This is a genomic window from Streptomyces sp. NPDC085866, assembly GCF_044541035.1.
Lineage (GTDB): Bacteria > Actinomycetota > Actinomycetes > Streptomycetales > Streptomycetaceae > Streptomyces.
The window spans coordinates 67,510-89,089 of sequence record NZ_JBITSQ010000010.1 but is presented as its reverse complement, the minus strand read 5'-3'; the positions used below and the strand labels follow the sequence as shown (position 1 = coordinate 89,089).

Here is a 21,580-nt window from a genome sequence, read left to right as displayed (position 1 = left end):
GATCGGGGAGGCCGGTCTCAGACAGCCGGCATCGCGTAGACCTCCTGACCGCCGGTGACCAGCAGCCGGTTGCCCGACCGGGTGATCTGCCAGTAGTCGGTGGCATCGGTGTTGTCGACCCAGGTCCAGCGGACCTTGCCGGTCCTGGCGTCCAGGGAGATGATGCCGCCGCCCAGCGCGCCGGCGGCCGCGTACAGCGTCGTCCCGGCCTTCAGGAACGTCTCCCTGGGCACACGGTTGCCCGCCTCGCAGAGCCAGATCCGCTTGGCGTCCTTGACGTCGACGGCCCAGATGCCGCGGTCGTAGTCGGTGGCGTAGAGGACGCCGTCGATGACGGTGGGGTTGTTGAAGCCGCGGCGGCCGTTCGACGACAGCGTCCAGCGTGTCCTGCCGGTCTCGATGTCCACGGCGGTCAGCTCCTCGCCCGGCAGGAACACCAGACCGTTCGCGGCCGTGGGCTGCCAGCTCCAGTCGTCGCCGATCTTCTTGGACCACAGCTGCCCGCCCGTGGCGGTGTCGCGCACGGTGAGGTTGTAGTTGGAGTCGGCGTAGACGAGGTACTTGCCGGAGACGGTGCCCTCGACGTCGTAGTCCTTGGTGCCCCAGTCGCGCCGCTGCAGCCACGTGGTCCGGCCCGTGGTGTGGCTGACCGCGGCGACGGCCGTGCGGTACTTGGTGGCGCTCTTCGCCTGGCCGTAGTCGGTCAGCGTGACGTAGACGTTCCTGTCGTCGACGGCGATCGTCCGCTCGATGTTCAGCTTCTTGCCGAGCCGGCTGCGCCAGGCCTCGTCGCCGGTCCGTACGTCGTAGGCGACCAGGACGCCGTCGAAGTCGCCGTCGGCCAGGAACACCTTGCCGTCGTGGAAGAGGAGCGGCGCTCCCGAGCGGCAGATGCCCTTCTTGGACCAGCGCGGCTTGCCGGTCCTCACGTCGTACGCCACCAGCGGGTCGCCGCTGACCAGGAGCAGTCCGTCGTAGGTGAGGAGCGGTACGGAGGTCGCGGTGCTGTCCTCGGCGGCGCTCTTGTGCCACAGCGGCTGCGGGGCCACCCCGGGAGGCGGGGTGGTGAAGGTCTCGGCGGCCGGCTCGCCGGAACTGCCGTGGCCGCCCTGGCCGTCGGACGTGCCGGTGCCGCCGTCCTTGCGGGTCAGCCACCAGGCCGTGCCCCCGCCGACGACGGCGACGGCGGCGGCCCCGCCGAGGGCGTAGGAGAGGGCGCGGCGGCGGGTGGGGGCCGGGGAGGGGGCGTCCGTGGCGCCGAGCCGGACGGTGCCGGGCTGCGGGGTGTCGTGGCCGGGGGCGGGCGTGCCGTAGGCGGGCGCGGGCGTGCCGGCCGGCGGATAGCCGTATCCCGCCGCCGGCGTGCCGGCCGGCGGATAGCCGTATCCCGCCGCCGGCGTGCCCGACGGCGGCACCGCGGCGGCCGGCATCGTCGGGGCCGGGCCGAAGGACGGTGCGGCGGCCGGTGCGGCCGGCTGGTCCGGTGCCTCCAGGTCGAGGTCCAGGATCCCGGCCGCGTGGGTGGCGATGGTGGACGCCACCGCCGAGGGCAGCCAGTCGCTGAGCACGCCCTCGACGCCCTGCGGAGCCAGCGCCGCCACGATCTCGGCGGGGCCGGGCCGGGCGGCCGGGTCCTTCAGCAGACAGGCCCGCACCAGGCCGAGCAGGGACTGCGGTAGGTCCGTCAGATCCGGTTCGCCGTGGACGACCTGATAGAGCATCGCGGCGTGCGAGGCGGCACCGTCGCCGAAGACGTTGCGGCCGGTGGCGGCGAAGGCGAGGACGGCGCCCAGCGAGAAGACGTCGCCGGCCGGGCCGACGTCCTGGCCCAGGGCCTGCTCCGGGGGCATGTAGCCGGGCGAGCCGACCACGACGCCGGTCTGGGTCATCCGGTTGCCGTCCACCGCCCGCGCGATGCCGAAGTCGATGACGCGGGGGCCGTCGGCGGCCAGGAGGACGTTCGAGGGCTTGAGATCGCGGTGGATGAGCCCGGCCGCGTGGATCTCCTGGAGGGCGGCCGCGAGCCCGGCACCCAGCGCGCGCACGGTGTGCTCGGGCAGCGCGCCGTGCGCGTCGACGACGTCGGTCAGGTCCGGGCCGAGCACGTACGAGGTCGCCAGCCACGGCAGCGGTGCGTCCGGGTCGGCGTCCACGACGGAGGCGGTGTAGGGGCCGGAGACCGCCTGGGCGATCTCCACCTCGTGCCGGAAGCGCCGGCGGAAGTCGGCGTCGGCGGCGAGGTCGGGGCGTACGACCTTCACGGCCACGGTGCGGCCGCCCGGTGAACGGGCCAGGTAGACCCGGCCCATGCCGCCGGCTCCGAGCCGGCGCAGCATGCGGTAGCTGCCCAACTCCCGCGGGTCGTCCGGCTGCAGTGTCTCCATGGCGGGCGTTCCCCGTCCTTCCCCGTTGCGATGCTTTGCACCGCTGTGCTGCGCGTTGTGACGCGTTGTCCGGACCAAGGCCGGTGCGGTGGCGCGCCGTTGGCGTTCGCCAACGCAGACACACTAATGACAGCCGGGGCGGGCGGACCGACGGGGGTGCGGCGCGGTGCCGGGCCACGACAGGCCCTAGTCCACCCTCGACATCCGCGACACCGGGTCGCCCTCGGCCGCGCTCTCCGCGGTGTACCGCAGGTCGTCGCCGACCGGCGTCAACTCCACGGGGTGCGGCGCGGGATCGCAGCCGGCGTGGTTGCCCTTGGCGCCCACCGAGGTCGCCACGATCCGGGTCTTCGTCACCTGCTCGAGCGTGAGGATGTCGGTGCAGACGCCGCCGATCTGGTCGGTCTGCCTGAGCCGGCCCAACTCCTTGCCGACGGCCGCCTGGTGGACGGTGAGCCGGAAGGTGCCCATGTCCAGGCTGCCGCCGAGTCCGGTGGCCCGGCCCTCCCAGGTGCCGAGGTAACGGGCCGGGATCGCGCCCGGCGCGGCACTCGGCTCCTGCGAGTAGCCGTCGGCGGGTGACGACGCCGAGGAGGAGCCGGAGGGGACCGGGGCACCGCCCGCCGTGTCGTTCTCCCCTTCGGCCCACGGCCGCAGCAGCGCTCCGAGCCCCACGGCGGTCGCGGCCAGTGCCCCCGCCACGGCCAGCGCGACGGTGCAGCTCACCCGCCGCCCGCGCCCGCTCTCCCCCGGCCCGGAGGCCGCCGCCACGCTGACGCTGACCTTCCCGGGAGCCGGCACCGCGTCCTGCGGCTGAGCCCCCGACGGCACAGCCGGAGCTTCGGTCGGCGCGGGAGGAGTCATCACCGGAGCCGGTCCGAACTCCCCCGCGACCAGAGCCGGCTCGCGCGGGACCGCACCGGATTCCCCGCCCACCGAAGGGCTGCTGAACCGCACCGGCCCCGACGGCGCCTCCGCCGTCTCCAGATTCAGCAGGTGTACGGCGCTGCGGCTGACCTGTTCCACCAGCGCGCCCGGCAGCCAGCCGCCGGCGACCAGGCGGGCGGTGCCCTCGGGGGCGAGCCGGCGGGCCAGTTCGGCCGGGTTCGGGCGGGCGGTCGGGTCCTTCGCCAGGCAGGCGGCCGCGGCCTCCCGCAACTCACCGGTCAGGTCACCGAGTTCCGGCTCCTCGTGGACGACCTTGTAGAGCAGCGCGGCCGAGGAGTCGCCGGGAAAGGGCGGCTCGCCGGTCGCCGCGTACGCCAGGACCGCGCCGAGGGAGAAGACGTCCGCCGCGCCCGTGACCCCCTTGCCGAGGATCTGCTCGGGGGACATGTAGCCCGGCGAGCCGACGGAGACGCCGGTCGAGGTCAGGGACGCCGTGCCGTCGGTGGCGCGCGCGATGCCGAAGTCGATCAGCAGCGGGCCGTCCAGGGTCAGCAGGACGTTGGAGGGCTTCACGTCCCGGTGGACGAGGCCCAGTTCGTGCACCGCCGCCAGCGCCTCGGCGAGGCCCGCGCCCAGCGCCCGTACGGTGTGCGCGGGCAGCGCGCCGCCGTCCCGGACGGCCGCAGCGAGGGACGGACCGGCCGCGTAGGCGGTGGCGACCCAGGGCACGGCGGCCTCCGGGTCGGCGTCGAGCACGGGCGCGGTCCAGGCGCCGCCGACCCGGCGGGCGGCTTCCACCTCGCGCCGGAAGCGGGCCCGGAACTCCTCGTCCAGCGCGAAGTGCGGATGCACGATCTTCACGGCGACCGTACGACCGCCCGTGCTGCGGCCCAGGTAGACCCGGCCCATGCCGCCGGAGCCGAGCCGGCCGAGCAGCCGGTAGGGCCCGACGGCGGCCGGTTCGTCCGCTGCGAGCGGCTGCATGGCGTCCCCCTCTTCCCCCGGGGCGTCCCGCCTCTCCCCCGGTACGCCTCACTGCCCGCAGCGTAGTGCCGGGGCGATCACGGCTGAAGCAGGTCCACCTTCACGTCCGCCGGGAAGCCGGTCGTCGGGCCCACCCGGCGGGCGAACTCGGTGACCGCGGCCAGCTGCGGCCCGCCGAAGCTGAAGTCGAGGGTGGTGAAGTACTGCTCCAGGGTCGCCTCGTCGAAGGCCTCCCAGCGCGAGGCCTGTTCGGCGACCTTGCCGACCTCCTCCAGGGAGAGGTTGCGGGAGGCGAGGAAGGCCTCGTGGACCTGGCGGGTGAGGGCGGGCTCACGCTCCAGGTAGTCGCGCCGGGCCGCCCAGACCGCGAAGACGAACGGCAGGCCGGTCCACTCCTTCCACATGGCCCCGAGGTCGTGCACGTCCAGGCCGAGCTTGGGCCCGTAGTGCAGGTTGGCGCGCAGGGCCGCGTCGCCGATGAGGACGGCGGCCTCCGCCTCCTGCATCATCAGGCCGAGGTCGGGCGGGCAGGTGTAGTACTCGGGCCGCACGCCGTACCGCTCGGCCAGCAGGAGTTGGGCGAGGCGGACCGAGGTGCGGGAGGTCGAGCCGAGGGCGACCCGGGCGCCGTCCAGCCGGTCGAGCGGGACCTGCGAGACGATCACGCAGGACATCACCGGGCCGTCGCAGCCGACGGCGATGTCCGGGAAGGCGACCAGATCGTCGGCGTTGCGCAGGAACTCGACGAGGGTGACGGGCCCGATGTCGAGATCGCCGCGCACGAGCTGCTCGCTGAGCTTCTCCGGGGTGTCCTTGGTCAGCTCGAAGTCGAGGAGCGTGCCGGTTCTCGCGAGCCCCCAGTAGAGGGGCAGGCAGTTCAGGAACTGGATGTGGCCGACGCGCGGCCGGGTGCGAGAATTGTCCACATCGCGAGACTAGACCCCGTGCTGTACCGTGCTGAGACCGGCCCCACCGTCAACCCACCCGTCCGGCGGTTCAAACATTCGGGTGACGTGATCTTGACCTCTATTGCTTTCGGCTGCCCGCGTGCTAGGCTCGCCGCAAGTTGCAGTTTGGTTTCCCTTGCAGTACAGAGCCTGCGGAGCATGTGACCGCGGGCTCTCGTCGTTTTCAGACGTATGCGTTGTGCAGCACAGTTTCGCACTTGCAGGTTCTGGAGCAGGGCAACCCTTTTGAGCCCAAGGAGGGCTTATGGCTACCGGAACCGTGAAGTGGTTCAACGCCGAAAAGGGCTTTGGCTTCATCGCCCAGGAGGGCGGCGGCCCCGACGTCTTCGTTCACTACTCCGCGATCAACGCCTCCGGCTTCCGCTCCCTCGAGGAGAACCAGCAGGTGAGCTTCGACGTGACGCAGGGTCCGAAGGGTCCGCAGGCGGAGAACGTCACCCCCGTCTGATCACTGCCTGATCGCAGAACCTGAGTGCAGTACCCAAGGAGCCCCGCGCCGCAAGGCGACGGGGCTCCTGCCTTTTCCCGTTCATTTCCGGTTCACATGTGCTGCATGATCAGTACGAACTTCGTCCCGGCGGTGAGCGCTTCGTAAGAGTGCGGCACATCACCCCGGTAGGACATGTAGTCCCCGGGCGCCAGTTCGACCGTCTCCCCGCGCGGCCCCGCCTTGACACCTCCCTCTGTGACCACGATGTGCTCCGTCGTCCCGGGAATGTGCGGTTCGGAATCCCGTACGGTCCCGGGCTCCAGCCAGACGTAATAGATATCCCTGCGCGCACCCGGCGGGCTCGCCGACAACAGCGTCGCCAGATAGCTGGACTGCTCGGAGTGCACGGCGGGTCCCGCGCCGGCCCGGATCACCTGGACCGCGGGCGCGGGCGGCTCCACGAGGGCACTGAAGGGCACCCCGAGGGCCACGGCCAGCACCCAGATCGTCTCCATGCTCGGATTCCCGCTCGCCGCCTCCAGTTGGGACAGCGTGGACTTCGCGATCCCGGCACGCTTGGCCAGCTCGGACAGGGACAGCCCGGTGCGGGTGCGCTCGCGCCGGAGGGACGCGGCGATCCACGCCATCGGGAGCCGGGCGGGCGGCCCGGACGGTGCCACGGACATGTCGTTCGCTCCATCGGTACGATCGTTCACCTTGACGGACAGGGCATTCACTGTTCATTGTAGAAAACATGCGTTCGCTTCTCCGAACACGCTCACTCCGCCGAACAGGACTCGGCGCACCGGAGACCGGCTCACTGGTCCGGGACAGTTCCCTCGTCTGGCTGGCCAGCGGCATCGTCGGTGTCTCCTTCGGCGCCGTCTCCGTCGCCGGCGGGCTGCCGGTATGGGTCCCGGTGCTGATGTCGCTGGTGGTGTACGCGGGATCGGCCCAGTTCAGCGCCGTCGGGGTACTCCTCGCCGGGGGCGGCCCGGTGGCCGCCGCGGCCACCGGCCTGCTGCTCAACACGCGTACGGCCGCCTTCAGCCTGGCGGTGGCCGAGACCATCGGTACCGGTCGCGCGACCCGTTTCCTCGGTGCGCATCTCGTAACCGACGAGACGGTCGCCTTCGCCCTCGCCCAACCCGACCCGCGGCGGCGCCGCCGGGCGTTCTGGATCTCCGGGCTCGGCCTGTTCGCCGTGTGGAACACCGGTGTGCTGGCGGGGGCCCTCGCCGGCCGCGCCCTGGGCGACACCGCTCGCTACGGCCTGGACGCGGCCTTCCCCGCCGTCCTGGTGGCCCTGGTCCTGCCGACCCTGCGCGCCGACGCCACGGTACGGCGCTGCGCCCTGCTCGGCGCCGCCCTGGCCCTGGCCGCGACGCCCGCGGTACCGGCCGGGGTGCCGGTACTGCTCGCGCTGGCCGGGCTGTTGCTGCACCGCCGCCCCGCCGGAGCCGCCGCATGAACGCCACGGTCGCCGTGATCCTGGCCCTGGCCGTCGGCACGTACGCCTTCCGCCTGGTGGGCCCGCTGCTGCACGGCCGGGTGACGGTCCCGGCCCGCGTACAGGAGCTGGCGTCGGCGGGCGCGATCGTCCTGCTCGTCGCCCTGCTGGCCACGGGCGCCCTGACCGAGGGCGGCGGCTTCGCGGGCTGGGCCCGGCCGGCCGGGGTACTGCTCGGTGGTGTCCTGGCGTGGCAAAGGGCGCCGTTCGCGGTGGTGGTCCTGGGCGCGGCGGCGACAACGGCGCTGCTGCGGCTGGCGGGGGTGGCGTAGGCCGGGGCCGTGAGAAGCCCCGACTGTCAGTGGCCCTGGCTACGGTCCCTCCCCATGACCGACTCCCACGACTTCCTCACCGCCACCCGCACGTTCTACGACGCCATCGCCGACGACTACGCCGAGCGCTTCCGGGACGGTTACTCGGGCAGACCCCTGGACCGGGCCCTGCTCGCCGCATACGCCGAACTCGTCGGCTCCGGCGGGCCGGTGGCCGACCTCGGCTGTGGCCCCGGGTGGGTCACCGGGCACCTCGCCGCCCTCGGCCTGGACGTCTTCGGGCTCGACCTGTCCGAGTCCATGCTCGCGATCGCCCGCCGCGAGAACCCCGGGCTGCGCTTCGAGCAGGGCTCCATGCTGGACCTCCCCCTCGGGGACGGGGCGCTGGCCGGTGTCGTCTCCTGGTACTCGACCATCCACACGCCGGTGGACGAACTCCCCGCCCTGTTCGCCGAGTTCCACCGCGTCCTGTCCCCCGGCGGCCACCTCCTGCTCGCCTTCCAGGCCGGGGAGCACACCCGCCGCCACGACCGCCCCTGGGGCCATCCGGTGGCGCTGGACTTCCACCGGCGCCGCCCCGAGCACCTGGCGGACCTGCTCACGGACGCCGGTTTCGCGCTCGGTTCCCGCACGGTCCGCGAACCCGACACCGGCCTCGGCGAACCGGTCCCCCAGGCCTTCCTGTTCGCCCGGAAGCCCGCCTAGGGGCGGTTGAAACCAGGAGTACCGGGAGCCCGCCCCGTGCCGGGAACCGGCGGGGACGGCATGGGGATCGCTCGCCCCGAGCATCGGTTGCGGCGTCGGGGAGAGGCCCGGCGACCGGATCACGATCCGTCTCTTCCTGGGGGTTCGACCTATGCGCACCATCGCACTGCGTACGAAGACGGTTCTGACCGCGCTCACCGGCGCAGGCGTCCTGGCACTCGGCACCGCGGCGGCCGTCCCGGCGACCGGCGTGCAGGACGCCATGGTGCGCATCGCGTCCGACCTGTCGGGGCACCAGGGGCAGGTCGGGCCGGCGCTGGCGGACGACCAGAACCCCCGTCTCATCCACTCCTGACCGCACCGCAACCTCGACGGCACCGGCCGGCTTCACGCCCTGCCGGTGCCGCTCCGCCTTCACAAGCAGCGCCCGGCCTCCGTCACCCCCATGGCGTCGTACAGCGCCTCTGCTTCCCTCAGATACCGGCGCGCCGCCGGTTCGTCGCCCAAGGCTTGCGCCGCCTCCGCCATACCGTGCAGGGCCCGGGCGATCTCGATGCGATAGCCGAGACGCGAGGCCACCTCGTAAGCATGGCGGTGCAGTTCCATGGCGCGCTCGGGTGCCTCGCGGCGCAGGTGGACCAGACCCACCACGTTCACCACGGTCGCCTGGCGCAGGGCCGGGCCCTCGGCAGTGACCAGGTCCAGGGCGCGCTCGGCGTGTTCGGCGGCCGAGCGGGCTTCGCCGAGTCGCTGGCAGACCCGCGCCCAGTGAGCGAGCACGAGGGCCACGTTCGCGGGCTTCCGGGACTCGTCACACAGTTCGAGCGCCTGGGCGAGACAGGCCCGCGCCCGCTCGTCCTCGCCGGTGCCGAGGTGGGCCAGCGCCAGCCAGGTCAGCGAGTGGATCTCGTTGCTTCGCGCGCCGATGCGCCGGTTCAGCTCGGTGGCCTGGGCCGCGTACCGGGCGCCCTCGGCGAAGTGGCCCGCCCAGATCTGCACCGTGCTGAGGTTGGCGAGCGCCTGTGCCTCCATTCGAGCCTCGCCCAACTCACGGTGGAGGGCGATGCCTTCGGCCAGATGAGCACGGGCTTCTTCGAACTCGCCGACCGCCCCGTACAGCAGCCCGAGCACGTCGAGGGTGAACGCCTTGGTAAAGCCCCCGTCGTCGCAGTTCAGCCCCATGACCTCCTGCGCGGTGGTGATGCCGTCCTGGAAATCGCCGAGCCACCAGTGCGCCACGGCCAGGTTGGTCAGACTCAGGCCCAGCAGAACCGGGTCGCCCAACTGACGGCAGGCGTCGACCGCGATCCGGCCCACGATCCGGAACTCCTCGTAGTGGCCGCGCAGGTCCAGATAGAACAGGACATTGCGCGCCAGCATCGCAGCCAGGCGATGCAGGCCCTGAGTGCCCGCCTGGGCGACGACCGAGAGCAGCGCCTCGTACTCGTGATCGAACCAGCGCAGCACCCCCTCGTCACCGTCCAGCGGCGGCAGTTCGAGCCTGCCCCGCTCCGGCGGGTCGTCGAAGCGGCTGCGGCCGGGAAAGAGCGTCTCGCAAGCAACTTCGGTGGCAAGCGCGTAGTACGACACCAAGCGCCCGAGGGCTGCCCCCTCGTCGTCCTCCGCCTCCCGCACACTCATCGCATACGTCCGCACCAGATCATGGAACCCGTACAGCCCCGCCTCGTGCTGTTCCAGCAGATGCGCGTCGAGCAGGTGCTCCAGGATGTCCTCGGCTTCGTGGACGTCGGTGCCGAGCAGCGCGGCCGCCGAATGGACGTCGATCGCGCTGCCGGGGTGCAGGCCGAGCAGTCGGAACGCGACGCGCCGGTCCTCCTCCATCGCCTGGTACGACAGCCGGAGCGTGGCCTCGACGCTGCGTTCCCCGGCGCTCATCTCGCGCAGCCGCCGGGTCTCGTCGGCGAGCCGGTCGACCAGGTACTGGACGGTCCAGCGGGGGCGGTTGCGCAGCCGGGCGGTGGTGATGCGCAGGGCGAGGGGCAGGCCGCAGCAGAGCCGGGCGAGCTGGTCGACGGCCTGGGGTTCGGCGGCGGTGCGGTCGGCGCCGAGCATCCGAGTGAGCAGGGTGGTGCTGTCGTCGGCCGAGAGCAGGCCGAGCGGGAGCCACTCGGCGCCGTCGAGTTCGAGCATGCGGACCCGGCCGGTGAGGATGGCCAGGCAGTCCTCGGAGGTGGGCAGCAGCGGCCGTACCTGGGCGGCGTCGGCGGCGTTGTCGAGGAGGAGCAGGAGCTTCCGCTGGGCGGAAACGGTTCTCCACAGGGTGGTGCGTCGCTCCAGGTCGTCCGGTATCCGGTCGTCCGGGATGCCGACGGTGCGCAGCAGGGAGTGCAGGACCGCGCCCGGCTCCTGCGCCTTCTCGCCGGGGCTGAATCCGCGCAGGTCGACGAAGAGCTGCCCGTCGGGGTAGTCCGGCGCGAGCAGATGGGCGGCGTGCACGGCCAGGGTGGTCTTGCCGCTGCCGCCCATGCCGTCCACACCGACGATCCGGGCGCACCCGCCGGCCGGGGCCCGGCCCACCGCCAGCAGCCGGGCCAGCTCCTCGTCGCGGCCGGTGAAGTCGGGCAGGTCGTAGGGCAGGGTGCAGGGCGCCGGCTCGGATCCGGTGGGCCCGTCGAGGGGAGCCGGTACGAGGTGGGCGGCGCGGTCGGCCACGGACTGCGGTACCCGGGGCGCCACCTCGGGGCTGTCGCGCAGAATGGCTTCGTACAGCCTTGTCAGTTCGGCGCCCGGGTCGATGCCCAGCTCCTCGACGAGCAGTTCGCGTACCCGGCCGAACTCCTCCAGCGCCTCGGCCTGCCGGCCGCCCCGGTACAGGGCGAGCATCAGCCGGCCGCGCAGGGTCTCCCGCAGCGGGTGCGCGGTCACCAACTCGCGTAGAGGTCCGATTAGTTCGGCCGACTGGCCGAGTTCCAGCTGTAGTTCGAAGTACTGCTCGGCGACCGCCATGTGCCGTTCCTCGAGCGCGGCGGAGGCCGCGGAGATCACCGAACCGCCCGTTCCGGCCATGACCGGGCCCCGCCACAGATCCAGACAGGCCCGCAGATGCCCGACGGCCTCGGCGGGCTGCCCGGCGGCCACCGCCTGCCGGGCCTCGGCCGCGCGGCGGCCGAACTCATGCAGGTCGAGCTGGTCCTCGCCGATGACGGCCCGGTATCCGGCGCCGTCGGTGACGATCAGTCCGGCACCGCCCGGGATCCGGGTGCGCAGCGCCGCGACGGCCTTGCGGATCTGGTGGCCGGCGGTCTGCGGCGGCTCGTCGTCCCAGGCCGCGGCGACCAGCCGGGGCACCGGCACCATGCGACCCGGCTCCAGTAAGAGCGTGACCAGAACGCGTTCCTGGGTCGGGCTGCCGAGTCTCAGTCGGCGCTGGCCGTGCCAGCCCTCCAACGACCCGAGGATGTTGAAGCGCACGACAGGTCGAGCGGATACCGCCGACTCCACGAACCCGTCCCCCCCGCCCCATCGCGTTGCCCGGCCCGAGATGTTCGGGACAATCCTAGGTTGTACCCGAACGGGCCACGCTGGAAGGCGACTTCACGTTACCGTGCGACACGTCTCGGCTCAGTCAAAAGCTAACCCTTTACGCAAGTTGAAGGAGAGTGGATCGCGCATCACCGGCCAAAGCCGGGTCATGGCAGAGAATCGCGCTCTCCACCTGACGCAGGGCGGGGGATGGCTGGATGCCGAGTTCGTCGTCGAGGTGGCGGCGCATCCGGCGGAAGACGTCCAGGGCGTCGGCCTGCCTTCCCGAGCCGTACAGGGCGATCATCAGCTGCTCGCAGAAGCGTTCCCGCAGGGGATGGTTGGTGTGCGCCTCGGTCAGCTCCGCGAGCACGGCGGCATGCCGGCCCAGCCGCAGCTCGGCGTCGAAGCGCAGCTCCATGGCCCGCATCCGGTACTCCTCGTAGCGGGCACCGGCCAGCTGGCACAGCGTCCCGCCGGCGAACCCGCCGAAGACGGGGCCGCGCCACTGGGCGAGGGCGCCGCCGAGCAGCCGCGCGGTGCGCTCCGCGTCCTGCGGGGAGGCCGACTCGGCCTGCCGTACCGTGCGCACGAACTCCGCGGCGTCCAGCTCGCCCTCGGTCACCAGGAGCCGGTAGCCGGAGGGGTGGATGGTCACCCGGGATCCGGACCGGCCGGGCTCCAGGCTGCGCAGTCTGCGGCGCAGCCTGCTGACATGGGCCTGGAGGGCGTTGGCCTGGTTGTCGGGGACGGCGTCCCCCCACATCTCCTCGACCAGGCTCTCCCCGGACACCGACTGGCCCTCGCTGATCAGCAGGGTCTGCACCAGGGTGCGCTGCAGGTCGCCGGAGATCTCCGCCGGGCCGGACACGGTACGGATCTGCAGTGCCCCGAGGATCGAGAACTTCAGCATCCTGACTCCGCCTCCCGTTGACGTCGCTGGCGTCGTCGTCCTTCTTCCGGCGACGTATCAACAGTGCGGTCGGCCCGTACCGGATCGTTCCCGATCCGTTCCCGGTCGCCGGTCAGCCGCCGTCGCCGACGACCAGGGCGGTGAGGGAGGCGACCCGGCGGGCCGCCAGCTCGGGCGATTCGGCGTGCACGACGAGGTGTCCGGGGCGCAGTGCCTCGGGCGGCGAGACGTGCCGGACGTGCGGCAGTATCCCGACCTCGGTGGTCTCCAGCCGCCACGGCGGGCTCAGCAGGGCCGCGGCCGCGAACCGGTTCGGCCGCACCGCGTCCACCAGCCGCCCGGCGAGCACCTCGATGGCGCCGGCCGCCAGGTCGAACCCGCCGGCCACCTTGACCAGTTCGGGCACCGGGTCGTCCCCGAGTCCCGCCCGGCAGCCGGTGATCACCGGCCCGCGCGGGGTGAGGGCGACGCTGATGTGGGCCGGCCCGTACTGGTACCCGGTCAGGTCCAGCAGCGCGGTCACCACCGCGCGCACCTCGGCGGCGGTGTCGTCGGTGAGCGGGGCGGGGTGGAGCAGGCCGTAGGGGGTGCTGGCGGTGATCCCGACGGCCTGGTGCATGCCGTGCACGCTCAGCGTCTCCACGGTCAGCCGCAGATCGCCGGGCGCGACCTCGGTGCCCCCGGGTGAGAGCCGGTTGTCGCGGACCAGGCGCTGTACGGCCGCCGGGTCCGAGAGCACCCTGAGGGCGCGGGCCGGGTTGACGCACAGCCCGGCCTCGGCGGCCTCCGCGAGCGGTGCGCGCAGGGCCGCCTCGTCCGTTGCGTCGACCCGGATCGAGCGCACTTGGACACCCGCGTGCGCGGCCTCGCGGACGAGGCGCTGGTCAGGGTTCAGCAGGAAGATCCGGCGGACGTCGTTGTCTTCTTTCATGCCTCTGCTCGTGGTGACGGAGTCGGCGAGGGTGGAAAGGCAGGCTACGAGCGGGCGTTACCGATCCGATCCCGGCCGGTTCCCGAGGTGGTGCGTGGGCCCAAGGCGCTCACTTCTTCTGTGTGGTTGACCAGTTGACGACACACCATGGACACGCGTGCATCCCTCCTACGCTACCCGCTCCTCGGCACTTGCCGGGGGCGGATTCACGGCAAAAACAGAACAGCCGGTTTACTGCGCTGTCCGGCCGTTTCAGGGCACAGCCGGTGGGCCGCAAAGTTCGACGACCGTGTCCGCGAAAGCTCTCACGGGCGGGCTGAGCGCGTCCCAGCGGCGGACCGCCCAGCCGACCGGCAGGGGGCGCAGACCCGGCAGCGGCACGAGTCGGAGCGCGCCCTCGCCGGGCACCGGCAGCCCCGGTACGGCGGGGACGACCGCCCGTCCCGCCCCCAGCTCGGCCAGCAGCAGCGCGGTGTCCCAGTCGGCGACGCTGGTGTCGTGGCCGAGCCGGACGCCCCACTCGGCGCAGGCGTCCTCCAGATGGGCGGCGGAGGCGGAATTCGGCGGCAGCCGGATGAGCCGTACGTCGGCCAGATCTGCCGGATCCAGGCGGGTGCGCGTGGCCAGCGGGTCGTCGGCGGGGACGGCGAGCACCCAGGGCAGCTCGACCACGGCGCGCTGCTCGATGCCGCGCACCGCAGGGCCGAGGGTGATCCAGGCCAGGTCCAGGGTGCCGTCGGTGAGCGCGTCGAAGCTGCCGCGGCCGGAACTGACCGTTCGGAACTCCAGGTTGACCTGCGGGTGGCGGCGCCGGAAGGTGACGACGGCGTCGGACATGAAGTGCCGGACGGTGGTGGCACCGGTGGCCACGCGGACGTGTCCGCTGTGCCCGTCGAGCAGGTCACGCAGCTGCCGGACCGCCAGGTCGAGGCCCGAGATCCCCTCGGCGGCCGCCGCTTCGAGGATCCGGCCGGCCCGGGTGGGCACGACCCCGCGCGGCTGCCGCTCCAGCAGGGCCACTCCGGTCTCCCGCTCCAGGCGTTTGACGTGCTGGCTGACGGCGGACTGGGTGCAGCCCAGCTCCCGTGCGACGGCGCTGAGGCTCCCGGCCCGGCACACCGCCACGAACGCACGAAGATCGTCGAGGGTCACAACACCCAAGCTAACACTGGGGTTTACGGAGAAAACCTTAGGATTGACTGGCTCCGGCGGCCGTACGAGGATCGATGCCGGGCCGCGACCGACCCAGGCGGCAACCCGCTCCACGCTCCTCGCCGAGTCCGGACCGAGGCGGGGCCGGCGGGAGCGGGTGCCGACCGTTTCAGCGTACGTAGAGGCTCTCCACCTCGGCCGCGAAGTCCTGCATGATCTGCTGCCGCCGCAGCTTCATCGAGGGGGTCAGATGGCCCGCCACCTCGGTGAAGTCCACGGGCAGCACGGCGAACCTGCGGATCGACTCGGGCCGGGACACCAGTTTGTTGGCCTCGTCCAGCGCCCGCTGCAGGACGGCTTCCAACTCCGGGTCGCCGACCAGGAGTTCCGGCGGCACCGGGTGCTTGCCGTTCATCTGGCGCCAGTGCGTGATGCCGTCGGGATCCAGGGTGATGAGGGCGGCGACGTAGGGGCGGGCGTCGCCGACGAGCATGCACTGGGAGATCAGCGGGTGCTGGCGCAGCCAGTTCTCCAGCGGTGCCGGTGCCACCGACTTGCCCCCGGCCGTGATCAGCAGCTCCTTCTTGCGGCCGGTGATGGTCAGATAGCCCTCGTCGTCCAGCTCGCCGAGGTCGCCGGTGGGCAGCCAACCGTCCCGGGTCGCGGGGACGACTCCGCCCGCCTGCGGGTCCCAGTAGCCGCGCAGGACGTGGTCGCCCGCGATCAGGATCTCGCCGTCCGCCGCGATCCGCACCCGGGTACCGGGCAGCGGCCAGCCGACCGTGCCCAGGCGGGGCTTGAGCGGCGGGGTCACCGTCGAGGCGCCGGTGGTCTCGGTGAGGCCGTAGCCCTCGAAGATCTCGATGCCGGCCCCGGCGTAGAAGGCGGCCAGGCGGCGGCCGAGGGGTGAGCCGCCGCAGATGGCGTACTTGACCTTGCCACCCATGGCGTTGCGGATGCGCCGGTAGACGAGCGGGTCGTAGAAGGAACGGGCCGTCCTCAGGGCCCGGTTGGGGCCGCCGCCGGTGCCGGTCTGGCGGGCCTCCAGCGCCTCCCCGTAGCGCACCGCCACCGCGGACGCGCGGTCGAAGGTGGTCACCCGGCCGCCCGTCTCCGCCTTGGCCCGCGCGGAGTTGTAGATCTTCTCCAGCATGTACGGGATGGTCAGCAGACAGGTCGGCCGGAAGGCGGCCAGGTCCGGCAGCAGGTCCTCGGCCTTCAGGCTGGGCGCGTGCCCGAGCCGCACCCGGGCCCGGACGCAGGCGATCGCCACCATCCGCCCGAAGACATGGGACATCGGCAGGAACAGCAGCACCGACACCTCCTCACCCGACTTCGCCTTGAAGATCGGGTAGAGGAGTTCGACGGCGTTGTCGACCTCGGCGAAGAAGTTGCCGTGCGAGAGGGCACAGCCCTTGGGCCGGCCGGTGGTGCCGGACGTGTAGATGAGCGTGGCGAGCGTGGCGGGCCCCAGCATCCCTCTGCGGACGCCCACTTCACCGTCCGGCACCTGGGCGCCCAGCTCCGCCAGCCGCTCCACGTGCCCCTTCTCGATCACCCACAGGTGTCGCAGGTCCGGTATGCGCTCCAGCTCGGGGGCGATGGCGGCGGCCTGCCCTGCGCTCTCCGTGACCAGGGCCTTCGCGCCGGAGTCGTGCAGGATCCAGCGGGTCTGGAAGACGGAGGAGGTGGGGTAGACGGGGACGGTGACCAGACCGGCCGCCCAGGCGGCGAAGTCGAGCAGCGTCCACTCGTACGTGGTGCGGGCCATCACGGCGATCCGGTCGCCCGGCACCAGTCCCTCCGCGATCAGTCCCTTCGCCACCGCGAGCACCTGCCCGGCGAACTCCGCCGCGGTCACGTCCGTCCAACTGCCGTCGGCGAACCTGCGGCTGAGCACGATCGCGCCGGGGGCCGCCTCGGCGTTGTCGAACGGCAGGTCCGCGAGCGAGCCGTGCTTCACCGACGGCGCGAACGGCGGGACGTACGCCTCCCGTACGGCACCGTCCAGCCGCCGGGTCTCGGGTTCCACCAGGACCGGGAGGCCGTCGTAGTCGGTGGCCGAGACGGTGACGCCGGAGGAGACGGGGGTGTTCGGGTACGGCGTGGACACGGGCGGCTCCTCGGGCGTGCAGCGGCGAACTGCTTGCTGCATGACGTACGTACCTCGTGCGGCGAGGTGTTCACCGGCGGCCCTCGAACAGGGGTTACCGCTGGTTAGGCAGGTGATCGTACGAGGCCCCTGTGGGGGGCTTGTGCGGGTTCGGCGGTGGTCCGGAGCCGGGGGTGTGCAGCCTCGGGGGGTATGTGAGGGGTACTCACGTTCGTTCCAGGATCGCCGTCACGCCCCGGCCGGCCGTTGTTCGGATCGACCTGCTCCTCGCCCGCGACGTAAGCTTACCTCCGGTAACCTTACTCCAGAGTAAGAACTTCGGACCGAGTCGCGCGGGAGTTGCACATGGCCGACCGCTACCTGAGCCTCACCGGCACGGCACCGGGCCGCTTCCCCGTCCGGGAGGCCGGCCGCCGGATGAACTCCCTCGCGCAGGGCGGGCTGCCCGTCGACGTCGCCGAGACCACCACCCGGCTCGCCCACCCGGCCGCCGGCGCGGTCAACGGCCGGCTGGTCCGCGTCTGCGGCCAGAGCCTGCTGGGGGCGTGATGACCGCCGTCACCCTGGCCGCCACCCCCGCGCTGGGCCCCCTGCTGGCCCGGGGCGCCCTGAGCTCCCCCTTCAAACGCCCGTCCCCGGAAGCGGACTTTCCGCGCACCCGGCTGGTGCTGCCCGGTCTGCGCGTCGACCTGGCCCGACTGGCCGCCTATGAGCGGGTGTGCGGCTTCGCGACCGGCTCGGCCGACGGCACGGACGCGCTGCCCGTCACCTATCCGCACGTCCTGGGCTTCCCGCTGGCCATGCGCCTGATGAGCGGCCGGGACTTCCCGCTGCCGCTGCTCGGCCTGGTCCACACCTCGATCGAGATCGTCCGCCGCACCGCCCTGCCGGCCACCGGGGAGTACGAACTAGCCGTCCACATCAGGGGCTTGACCCCGCACCGGCGCGGCACGCAGGCCACGGTGGTCACCGCGCTGGCGGCCGGCGGGCACACCGTGTGGGAGTCGCGGAGCACCTACCTCGCCCGGCACCGGACGCCCGGCCGGCCCGACGGATCCCGGGACGAGCACCCGGCCCCGCTGCCCGTGCTGGCCGAGTGGCGGCTCGCCGGGGACGTCGGCCGCCGCTACGGCGCCGTCTCCGGTGACCGCAACCCCATCCACCTGCACCCCCTCGCTGCCCGCCTCTTCGGCTTCCCGCGGGCCATCGCGCACGGCATGTGGACGGTCGCCCGCAGCCTGGCCGCCCACGGCACGAGCGGCTCCACCGTGGTTCGGGCCGAGTTCCGGGCGCCGGTACTGCTGCCGGGGACGGTGAGGTACGGCGCGGATGGCGAGGGCCGTTTCGAGCTGCGGGGCGCCGGGGGCCGCCTGCACCTGACCGGGGAGGTGAGCTAGGCGCCGTACGGGTGCATCGCCATTGCCGGGTGCGGGTGCGGGTGCGTGGGGGGTTGTTCGCGCAGTTCCTCGCGCCCCTTCGAGCAAGCTGCCGCCTGTCCACCTGAGGGGCGCGGGGAACTGCGCGAACAACCCCCCACCCCCGGCAACAGTGAGGACCCCCGACGGCGCCTAGCCCTGCGGCGGAACCCAGGGACGCCCCTGCATCAGGTTGCCCAAACCCGACCAGGCGAAGTTCATCAGGGTGGACGCGGCCTCCCTGGCGGTGACCCCATCCGTGGCGTTCGCCCAGGCGGCGAGGGACTCGGCGGCGCCGACCAGGGCCTCGGCCAGGCCTGCGACCTCGCGCTCGGGGAGGTCGGGGTCCCGGTGGGCCGCACGGGCCGCCTCCGCGATCAGCTGGGTCACGAACGCGACGATCTCCTCGCGCATCGCGCTGACCTCGGCGGCGAAGCTCTCGCCGTGGGTGCGGGCCTGGAGGTGCAGCACGGACCAGCCGTCGGGGTGGTCCGCGGTGTGCGCGAAGAAGGCCTGGAGCCCGTCCCACAACTGGCGGTCGGCGGGCAGCCCCGCGCGGACCCCGGCACGCACGGCCTGGGTGAGGGCACCGGCCTCGCGGCGGATGCAGGCGGTGAAGAGGTCTTCCTTCGAGTTCAGGTACAGATAGACCAGCGGCTTGGACACGCCCGCGAGCTCGGCTATCTCGTCCATCGAGGCGGCCATGTAGCCGCGTTGGCCGAAGATCCGCACGGCGGCATCGAGCATCTGCTGCTCCCGAACCGCCCTCGGCATCCGTTTGGTCTTCACGGCACCCATGAGGGCCAGACTAGTTGGGCGCGGCAGCCCCGCCCTGCGCCCGCGCGGAGTCGTCCGCCACGTCCTCCTGGCTGCGGTTGGCGTCCAGGTTGGCCTTCATCCGGTCGACCCGGTGCACGATCTGCACGGAGGCCCGGTCCCGCTCCCTGCGCAGCACCACGAAGCTGATCGGCGCCGAGAGCACCAGAGCGAGCAGCATGACCCACAGGAAGTTGGAGTCGCCGAAGCCGCGCGGGAAGAGCCCGGAGTAGACGGCTCCCCAGACGACCACGAAGCAGCCGGCGAAGATGCCGAGGCGCATCAGCGTGTAGCGGAGCATCTCAATCCACTCTTCCGATTCCAAAAAGGGGCACCGTCCAGTGAAGCACGGTGCGGACCCGATCTTGCAGCGGGGTCAGGGCAGCGGCAGCAGCATGAAGATGTCGTCCCGGTCGTCACCGGGCGCGACCCGGATCGCGCCCGGTATACGGCCGACCTCCTTGTAGCCGCAGGAGCCGTAGAACCGCTCCAGACCGAGGCCGCCCCGGCAGGTGAGCCGGATGGCCTCGATGCCGTCGAGGCCGCGGGCGGCGTCGGCGGCGGCCTCGAGGAGGTCGCGGCCGTAGCCCCTGCCCTGGTGCCGGGGGTGGACCATCACCGTGTACAGCCACACCCAGTGCCGCATCAGCCGGTGCGTGTTGTGGGTGAGGAACGCGGTCGCCACGACCGCACCGGTCCCGTCCCGGCCCACCAGCAGCCGGGTGCGGCCCTCGGCCATCGCGACGAGGTGCCTGACCAGCTCGGGGCGTATCTCGTCCATGGCCACCGGCGGCACGAAGCCCACCGAGCCGCCCGCGTTCGACACGTCCGCCCACAGCGTGAGCACCTCGTCCCTGAGAGCGGGCGAGACCGCCGGGTCCAGCTCGAACGACAGCGTCACCGGCTCACACCCGCATCGGCTGCGGCGACTCCCGGCGCAGCGGGTCCGGGCCGTCGTACTCGCGGATGATCTCGTACCGCGTGTTGCGCTCCACGGGACGGAAGCCGGCGTCGCGGATCAGGTCCAGCAGGTCCTCGCGGGTCAGCTTGTTCGGGGTGCCGTAGTTGTCCGCGTCGTGCGTGATCTTGTACTCGACCACCGAGCCGTCCATGTCGTCGGCGCCGTGCTGGAGGGCGAGCTGGGCGGTCTGGACGCCGTGCATGACCCAGAAGACCTTGACGTGCGGCACGTTGTCGAAGAGCAGCCGGGAGACGGCGAAGGTCTTCAGGGCCTCGGCACCGGTCGCCATCTGCGTCCGGGCCTGCAGCCGGTTGCGTACCTTGCCGTCCTTCATGTCCACGAAGTCGTGCTGGTAGCGCAGCGGGATGAAGACCTGGAAGCCGTTCGTCTCGTCCTGCAGCTCACGCAGGCGCAGCACGTGGTCGACCCGGTGGCGGGGCTCCTCGATGTGGCCGTACAGCATGGTGCACGGGGTCTTCAGACCCTTCTCGTGCGCCAGGCGGTGGATGCGGGACCAGTCCTCCCAGTGGGTCCGGTGGTCCACGATGTGCCGGCGGACCTCCCAGTCGAAGATCTCCGCGCCGCCGCCGGTGAGGGACTCCAGACCGGCGTCGATCAGCTCGTCGAGGATCTCGGAGGCGGACAGCCCGGAGATGGTCTCGAAGTGGTGGATCTCCGTCGCCGTGAACGCCTTCAGCGAGACGTTCGGCAGGGCGGCCTTCAGCTCCCGCAGCGAGCGCGGGTAGTAGCGCCACGGCAGGTTCGGGTGCAGGCCGTTGACGATGTGCAGCTCGGTGAGGTTCTCCGACTCCATCGCCTTGGCGAGCTTGACGGCCTCCTCGATGCGCATCGTGTACGCGTCCTTCTCGCCCGGCTTGCGCTGGAAGGAGCAGTAGGCGCAGGAGGCCGTGCACACGTTGGTCATGTTGAGGTGCCGGTTGACGTTGAAGTGGACGACGTCGCCGTTCTTCCTCGTCCGCACCTCGTGTGCGAGACCGCCGAGCCAGGCCAGGTCGTCCGACTCGTACAGCGCGATGCCGTCCTCGCGGGTCAGCCGCTCACCGGAGCGGACCTTCTCCTCCAGCTCGCGCTTGAGCCCGACGTCCATGCCAACACCTTTCCTCGACAGCTCGACCAACCGTACTCCCCCGCCTCCAGGGCGAACGGCGCCCCCGGGCGCCCTCGCGCCTAGACCTCCTCGGGCAGCTCGCCGACCCGGTTCTCCCACTTCGTGGACAGCACGATCGTGGTACGGGTGCGGGACACGCCCTTGGTCCCGCTGAGCCGCCGGATGATCCTCTCCAGCCCGTCCACGTCGGCCGCCCGCACCTTGAGCATGTAGGAGTCGTCGCCGGCGATGAACCAGCAGTCCTCGATCTCGGGGAGCTCCTTCAGCCGCTGGGCCACGTCCTCGTGGTCGGCGGCGTCGGACAGCGAGATGCCGATCAGGGCGGTCACGCCGAGGCCGAGGGTGGCCGCGTTCACGGTGGCCCGGTAACCGGTGATGACACCGGCGGCCTCCAGCCGGTTGATGCGGTCGGTGACGCTGGGTCCCGACAGGCCGACGAGGCGTCCCAGCTCCGCGTAGGAGGCCCGGCCGTTCTCCCTCAGGGCCTGGATGAGCTGCCTGTCCACCGCGTCCATGCGATCGAAGC

20 protein-coding genes and 1 pseudogene are annotated in these 21,580 nt (G+C 72.2%); 7 read left to right on the top strand and 14 right to left on the bottom strand.

Annotated elements, in window-relative coordinates:
* Window positions 1-17: 17 nt before the first annotated feature.
* The 3 genes from ACIF83_RS25630 to ACIF83_RS25620 all read right to left on the bottom strand — a co-directional run bounded on the left by ACIF83_RS25630 (window position 18) and on the right by ACIF83_RS25620 (window position 5,182).
* On the bottom strand, window positions 18-2,384 hold the full coding sequence (locus tag ACIF83_RS25630; protein ID WP_399730313.1) for a PQQ-binding-like beta-propeller repeat protein: 2,367 nt from the start codon (window positions 2,382-2,384) through the stop codon (window positions 18-20).
* Between the two features lie 186 nt (window positions 2,385-2,570).
* Window positions 2,571-4,256: a serine/threonine-protein kinase gene (locus ACIF83_RS25625; RefSeq protein ID WP_399730310.1), complete on the bottom strand. Its 1,686-nt coding sequence runs from the start codon at window positions 4,254-4,256 to the stop codon at window positions 2,571-2,573.
* 77 nt (window positions 4,257-4,333) lie between these two features.
* Window positions 4,334-5,182, bottom strand: coding sequence for a menaquinone biosynthetic enzyme MqnA/MqnD family protein (locus tag ACIF83_RS25620; RefSeq protein WP_393467362.1), 849 nt, complete (start codon window positions 5,180-5,182; stop codon window positions 4,334-4,336).
* 286 nt (window positions 5,183-5,468) lie between these two features.
* Between ACIF83_RS25620 and ACIF83_RS25615 the strand changes: the two genes are divergently transcribed.
* Window positions 5,469-5,672, top strand: coding sequence for a cold-shock protein (locus ACIF83_RS25615; protein WP_003992177.1), 204 nt, complete (start codon window positions 5,469-5,471; stop codon window positions 5,670-5,672).
* Between the two features lie 92 nt (window positions 5,673-5,764).
* Here ACIF83_RS25615 and ACIF83_RS25610 read toward each other — a convergent pair whose 3' ends face one another.
* Complete coding sequence (locus ACIF83_RS25610) at window positions 5,765-6,340, bottom strand: helix-turn-helix domain-containing protein (protein WP_399730305.1); 576 nt, start codon at window positions 6,338-6,340, stop codon at window positions 5,765-5,767.
* A gap of 68 nt (window positions 6,341-6,408) precedes the next feature.
* On the opposite strand from ACIF83_RS25610, the gene ACIF83_RS25605 reads away from it, so the two are divergent.
* The 4 genes from ACIF83_RS25605 to ACIF83_RS25590 all read left to right on the top strand — a co-directional run bounded on the left by ACIF83_RS25605 (window position 6,409) and on the right by ACIF83_RS25590 (window position 8,496).
* Window positions 6,409-7,125 (top strand): AzlC family ABC transporter permease, encoded by a 717-nt coding sequence (locus ACIF83_RS25605; protein WP_393467356.1) that lies wholly within the window; start codon window positions 6,409-6,411, stop codon window positions 7,123-7,125.
* Window positions 7,122-7,436 carry an AzlD domain-containing protein gene (locus ACIF83_RS25600; protein WP_393467353.1) on the top strand — a complete coding sequence of 105 codons (315 nt, stop codon included), beginning with the start codon at window positions 7,122-7,124 and terminating at the stop codon, window positions 7,434-7,436. Before ACIF83_RS25605 ends, ACIF83_RS25600 begins: the two co-directional genes overlap by 4 nt.
* 54 nt (window positions 7,437-7,490) lie before the next feature.
* Window positions 7,491-8,141, top strand: a complete 651-nt coding sequence (locus ACIF83_RS25595; protein ID WP_393467350.1) for a class I SAM-dependent DNA methyltransferase — start codon at window positions 7,491-7,493, stop codon at window positions 8,139-8,141.
* Window positions 8,142-8,292: 151 nt separating this feature from the next.
* Window positions 8,293-8,496 (top strand): hypothetical protein, encoded by a 204-nt coding sequence (locus ACIF83_RS25590; RefSeq protein WP_398136907.1) that lies wholly within the window; start codon window positions 8,293-8,295, stop codon window positions 8,494-8,496.
* Between the two features lie 59 nt (window positions 8,497-8,555).
* On the opposite strand, the gene ACIF83_RS25585 is transcribed toward ACIF83_RS25590, so the two are convergent.
* The 5 genes from ACIF83_RS25585 to ACIF83_RS25565 form a co-directional block, all read right to left on the bottom strand.
* On the bottom strand, window positions 8,556-11,573 hold the full coding sequence (locus ACIF83_RS25585) for an AfsR/SARP family transcriptional regulator (protein WP_399730301.1): 3,018 nt from the start codon (window positions 11,571-11,573) through the stop codon (window positions 8,556-8,558).
* A 169-nt stretch (window positions 11,574-11,742) separates the two neighbouring features.
* Complete coding sequence (locus tag ACIF83_RS25580; protein ID WP_393467342.1) at window positions 11,743-12,537, bottom strand: BTAD domain-containing putative transcriptional regulator; 795 nt, start codon at window positions 12,535-12,537, stop codon at window positions 11,743-11,745.
* 112 nt (window positions 12,538-12,649) lie between these two features.
* The gene (locus ACIF83_RS25575; protein ID WP_393467339.1) at window positions 12,650-13,468 is read right to left on the bottom strand and encodes a hypothetical protein; all 819 of its coding nucleotides are present in this window, start codon (window positions 13,466-13,468) and stop codon (window positions 12,650-12,652) included.
* Between the two features lie 252 nt (window positions 13,469-13,720).
* Window positions 13,721-14,620: a LysR family transcriptional regulator gene (locus ACIF83_RS25570; protein ID WP_399730297.1), complete on the bottom strand. Its 900-nt coding sequence runs from the start codon at window positions 14,618-14,620 to the stop codon at window positions 13,721-13,723.
* Between the two features lie 169 nt (window positions 14,621-14,789).
* Entirely contained in the window at window positions 14,790-16,775 is a 1,986-nt protein-coding gene (locus ACIF83_RS25565; protein ID WP_399730294.1) for an AMP-dependent synthetase/ligase, read from the bottom strand.
* A gap of 354 nt (window positions 16,776-17,129) precedes the next feature.
* Between ACIF83_RS25565 and ACIF83_RS25560 the strand changes: the two are divergent.
* Both ACIF83_RS25560 and ACIF83_RS25555 read left to right on the top strand, forming a co-directional pair.
* Window positions 17,130-17,282: pseudogene (locus ACIF83_RS25560) on the top strand (short chain dehydrogenase); the annotation flags it as partial.
* Entirely contained in the window at window positions 17,282-18,130 is an 849-nt protein-coding gene (locus ACIF83_RS25555; protein WP_393467331.1) for a MaoC family dehydratase, read from the top strand. The pseudogene ACIF83_RS25560 and the gene ACIF83_RS25555, both read left to right, overlap by 1 nt.
* A gap of 171 nt (window positions 18,131-18,301) precedes the next feature.
* Here ACIF83_RS25555 and ACIF83_RS25550 read toward each other — a convergent pair whose 3' ends face one another.
* The 5 genes from ACIF83_RS25550 to ACIF83_RS25530 form a co-directional block, all read right to left on the bottom strand.
* On the bottom strand, window positions 18,302-18,946 hold the full coding sequence (locus tag ACIF83_RS25550) for a TetR/AcrR family transcriptional regulator (RefSeq protein ID WP_393467329.1): 645 nt from the start codon (window positions 18,944-18,946) through the stop codon (window positions 18,302-18,304).
* A gap of 10 nt (window positions 18,947-18,956) precedes the next feature.
* Window positions 18,957-19,265 (bottom strand): DUF4229 domain-containing protein, encoded by a 309-nt coding sequence (locus ACIF83_RS25545; protein WP_393467326.1) that lies wholly within the window; start codon window positions 19,263-19,265, stop codon window positions 18,957-18,959.
* A gap of 75 nt (window positions 19,266-19,340) precedes the next feature.
* On the bottom strand, window positions 19,341-19,865 hold the full coding sequence (locus ACIF83_RS25540; RefSeq protein ID WP_399730290.1) for a GNAT family N-acetyltransferase: 525 nt from the start codon (window positions 19,863-19,865) through the stop codon (window positions 19,341-19,343).
* A gap of 4 nt (window positions 19,866-19,869) precedes the next feature.
* Window positions 19,870-21,033 carry an aminofutalosine synthase MqnE gene (mqnE, locus tag ACIF83_RS25535; RefSeq protein WP_389187322.1) on the bottom strand — a complete coding sequence of 388 codons (1,164 nt, stop codon included), beginning with the start codon at window positions 21,031-21,033 and terminating at the stop codon, window positions 19,870-19,872.
* An 80-nt stretch (window positions 21,034-21,113) separates the two neighbouring features.
* On the bottom strand, window positions 21,114-21,569 hold the full coding sequence (locus ACIF83_RS25530) for an Lrp/AsnC family transcriptional regulator (RefSeq protein WP_393467319.1): 456 nt from the start codon (window positions 21,567-21,569) through the stop codon (window positions 21,114-21,116).
* Between the last annotated feature and the right edge of the window lie 11 nt (window positions 21,570-21,580).

Bases quoted from the DNA above. Each gene is read 5' to 3' on its own strand.
- ACIF83_RS25550 (WP_393467329.1), bottom strand. From the start codon at position 18,946: ATGGGTGCCGTGAAGACCAAACGGATGCCGAGGGCGGTTCGGGAGCAG.
- ACIF83_RS25590 (WP_398136907.1), top strand. From the start codon at position 8,293: ATGCGCACCATCGCACTGCGTACGAAGACGGTTCTGACCGCGCTCACC.
- ACIF83_RS25630 (WP_399730313.1), bottom strand. From the start codon at position 2,384: ATGGAGACACTGCAGCCGGACGACCCGCGGGAGTTGGGCAGCTACCGC.
- ACIF83_RS25565 (WP_399730294.1), bottom strand. From the start codon at position 16,775: ATGCAGCAAGCAGTTCGCCGCTGCACGCCCGAGGAGCCGCCCGTGTCC.
- ACIF83_RS25575 (WP_393467339.1), bottom strand. From the start codon at position 13,468: ATGAAAGAAGACAACGACGTCCGCCGGATCTTCCTGCTGAACCCTGAC.
- ACIF83_RS25610 (WP_399730305.1), bottom strand. From the start codon at position 6,340: ATGTCCGTGGCACCGTCCGGGCCGCCCGCCCGGCTCCCGATGGCGTGG.
- mqnE (WP_389187322.1), bottom strand. From the start codon at position 21,033: ATGGACGTCGGGCTCAAGCGCGAGCTGGAGGAGAAGGTCCGCTCCGGT.
- ACIF83_RS25600 (WP_393467353.1), top strand. From the start codon at position 7,122: ATGAACGCCACGGTCGCCGTGATCCTGGCCCTGGCCGTCGGCACGTAC.
- ACIF83_RS25530 (WP_393467319.1), bottom strand. From the start codon at position 21,569: ATGGACGCGGTGGACAGGCAGCTCATCCAGGCCCTGAGGGAGAACGGC.
- ACIF83_RS25545 (WP_393467326.1), bottom strand. From the start codon at position 19,265: ATGCTCCGCTACACGCTGATGCGCCTCGGCATCTTCGCCGGCTGCTTC.
- ACIF83_RS25625 (WP_399730310.1), bottom strand. From the start codon at position 4,256: ATGCAGCCGCTCGCAGCGGACGAACCGGCCGCCGTCGGGCCCTACCGG.
- ACIF83_RS25605 (WP_393467356.1), top strand. From the start codon at position 6,409: ATGCGTTCGCTTCTCCGAACACGCTCACTCCGCCGAACAGGACTCGGC.
- ACIF83_RS25555 (WP_393467331.1), top strand. From the start codon at position 17,282: ATGACCGCCGTCACCCTGGCCGCCACCCCCGCGCTGGGCCCCCTGCTG.
- ACIF83_RS25615 (WP_003992177.1), top strand. From the start codon at position 5,469: ATGGCTACCGGAACCGTGAAGTGGTTCAACGCCGAAAAGGGCTTTGGC.
- ACIF83_RS25595 (WP_393467350.1), top strand. From the start codon at position 7,491: ATGACCGACTCCCACGACTTCCTCACCGCCACCCGCACGTTCTACGAC.
- ACIF83_RS25580 (WP_393467342.1), bottom strand. From the start codon at position 12,537: ATGCTGAAGTTCTCGATCCTCGGGGCACTGCAGATCCGTACCGTGTCC.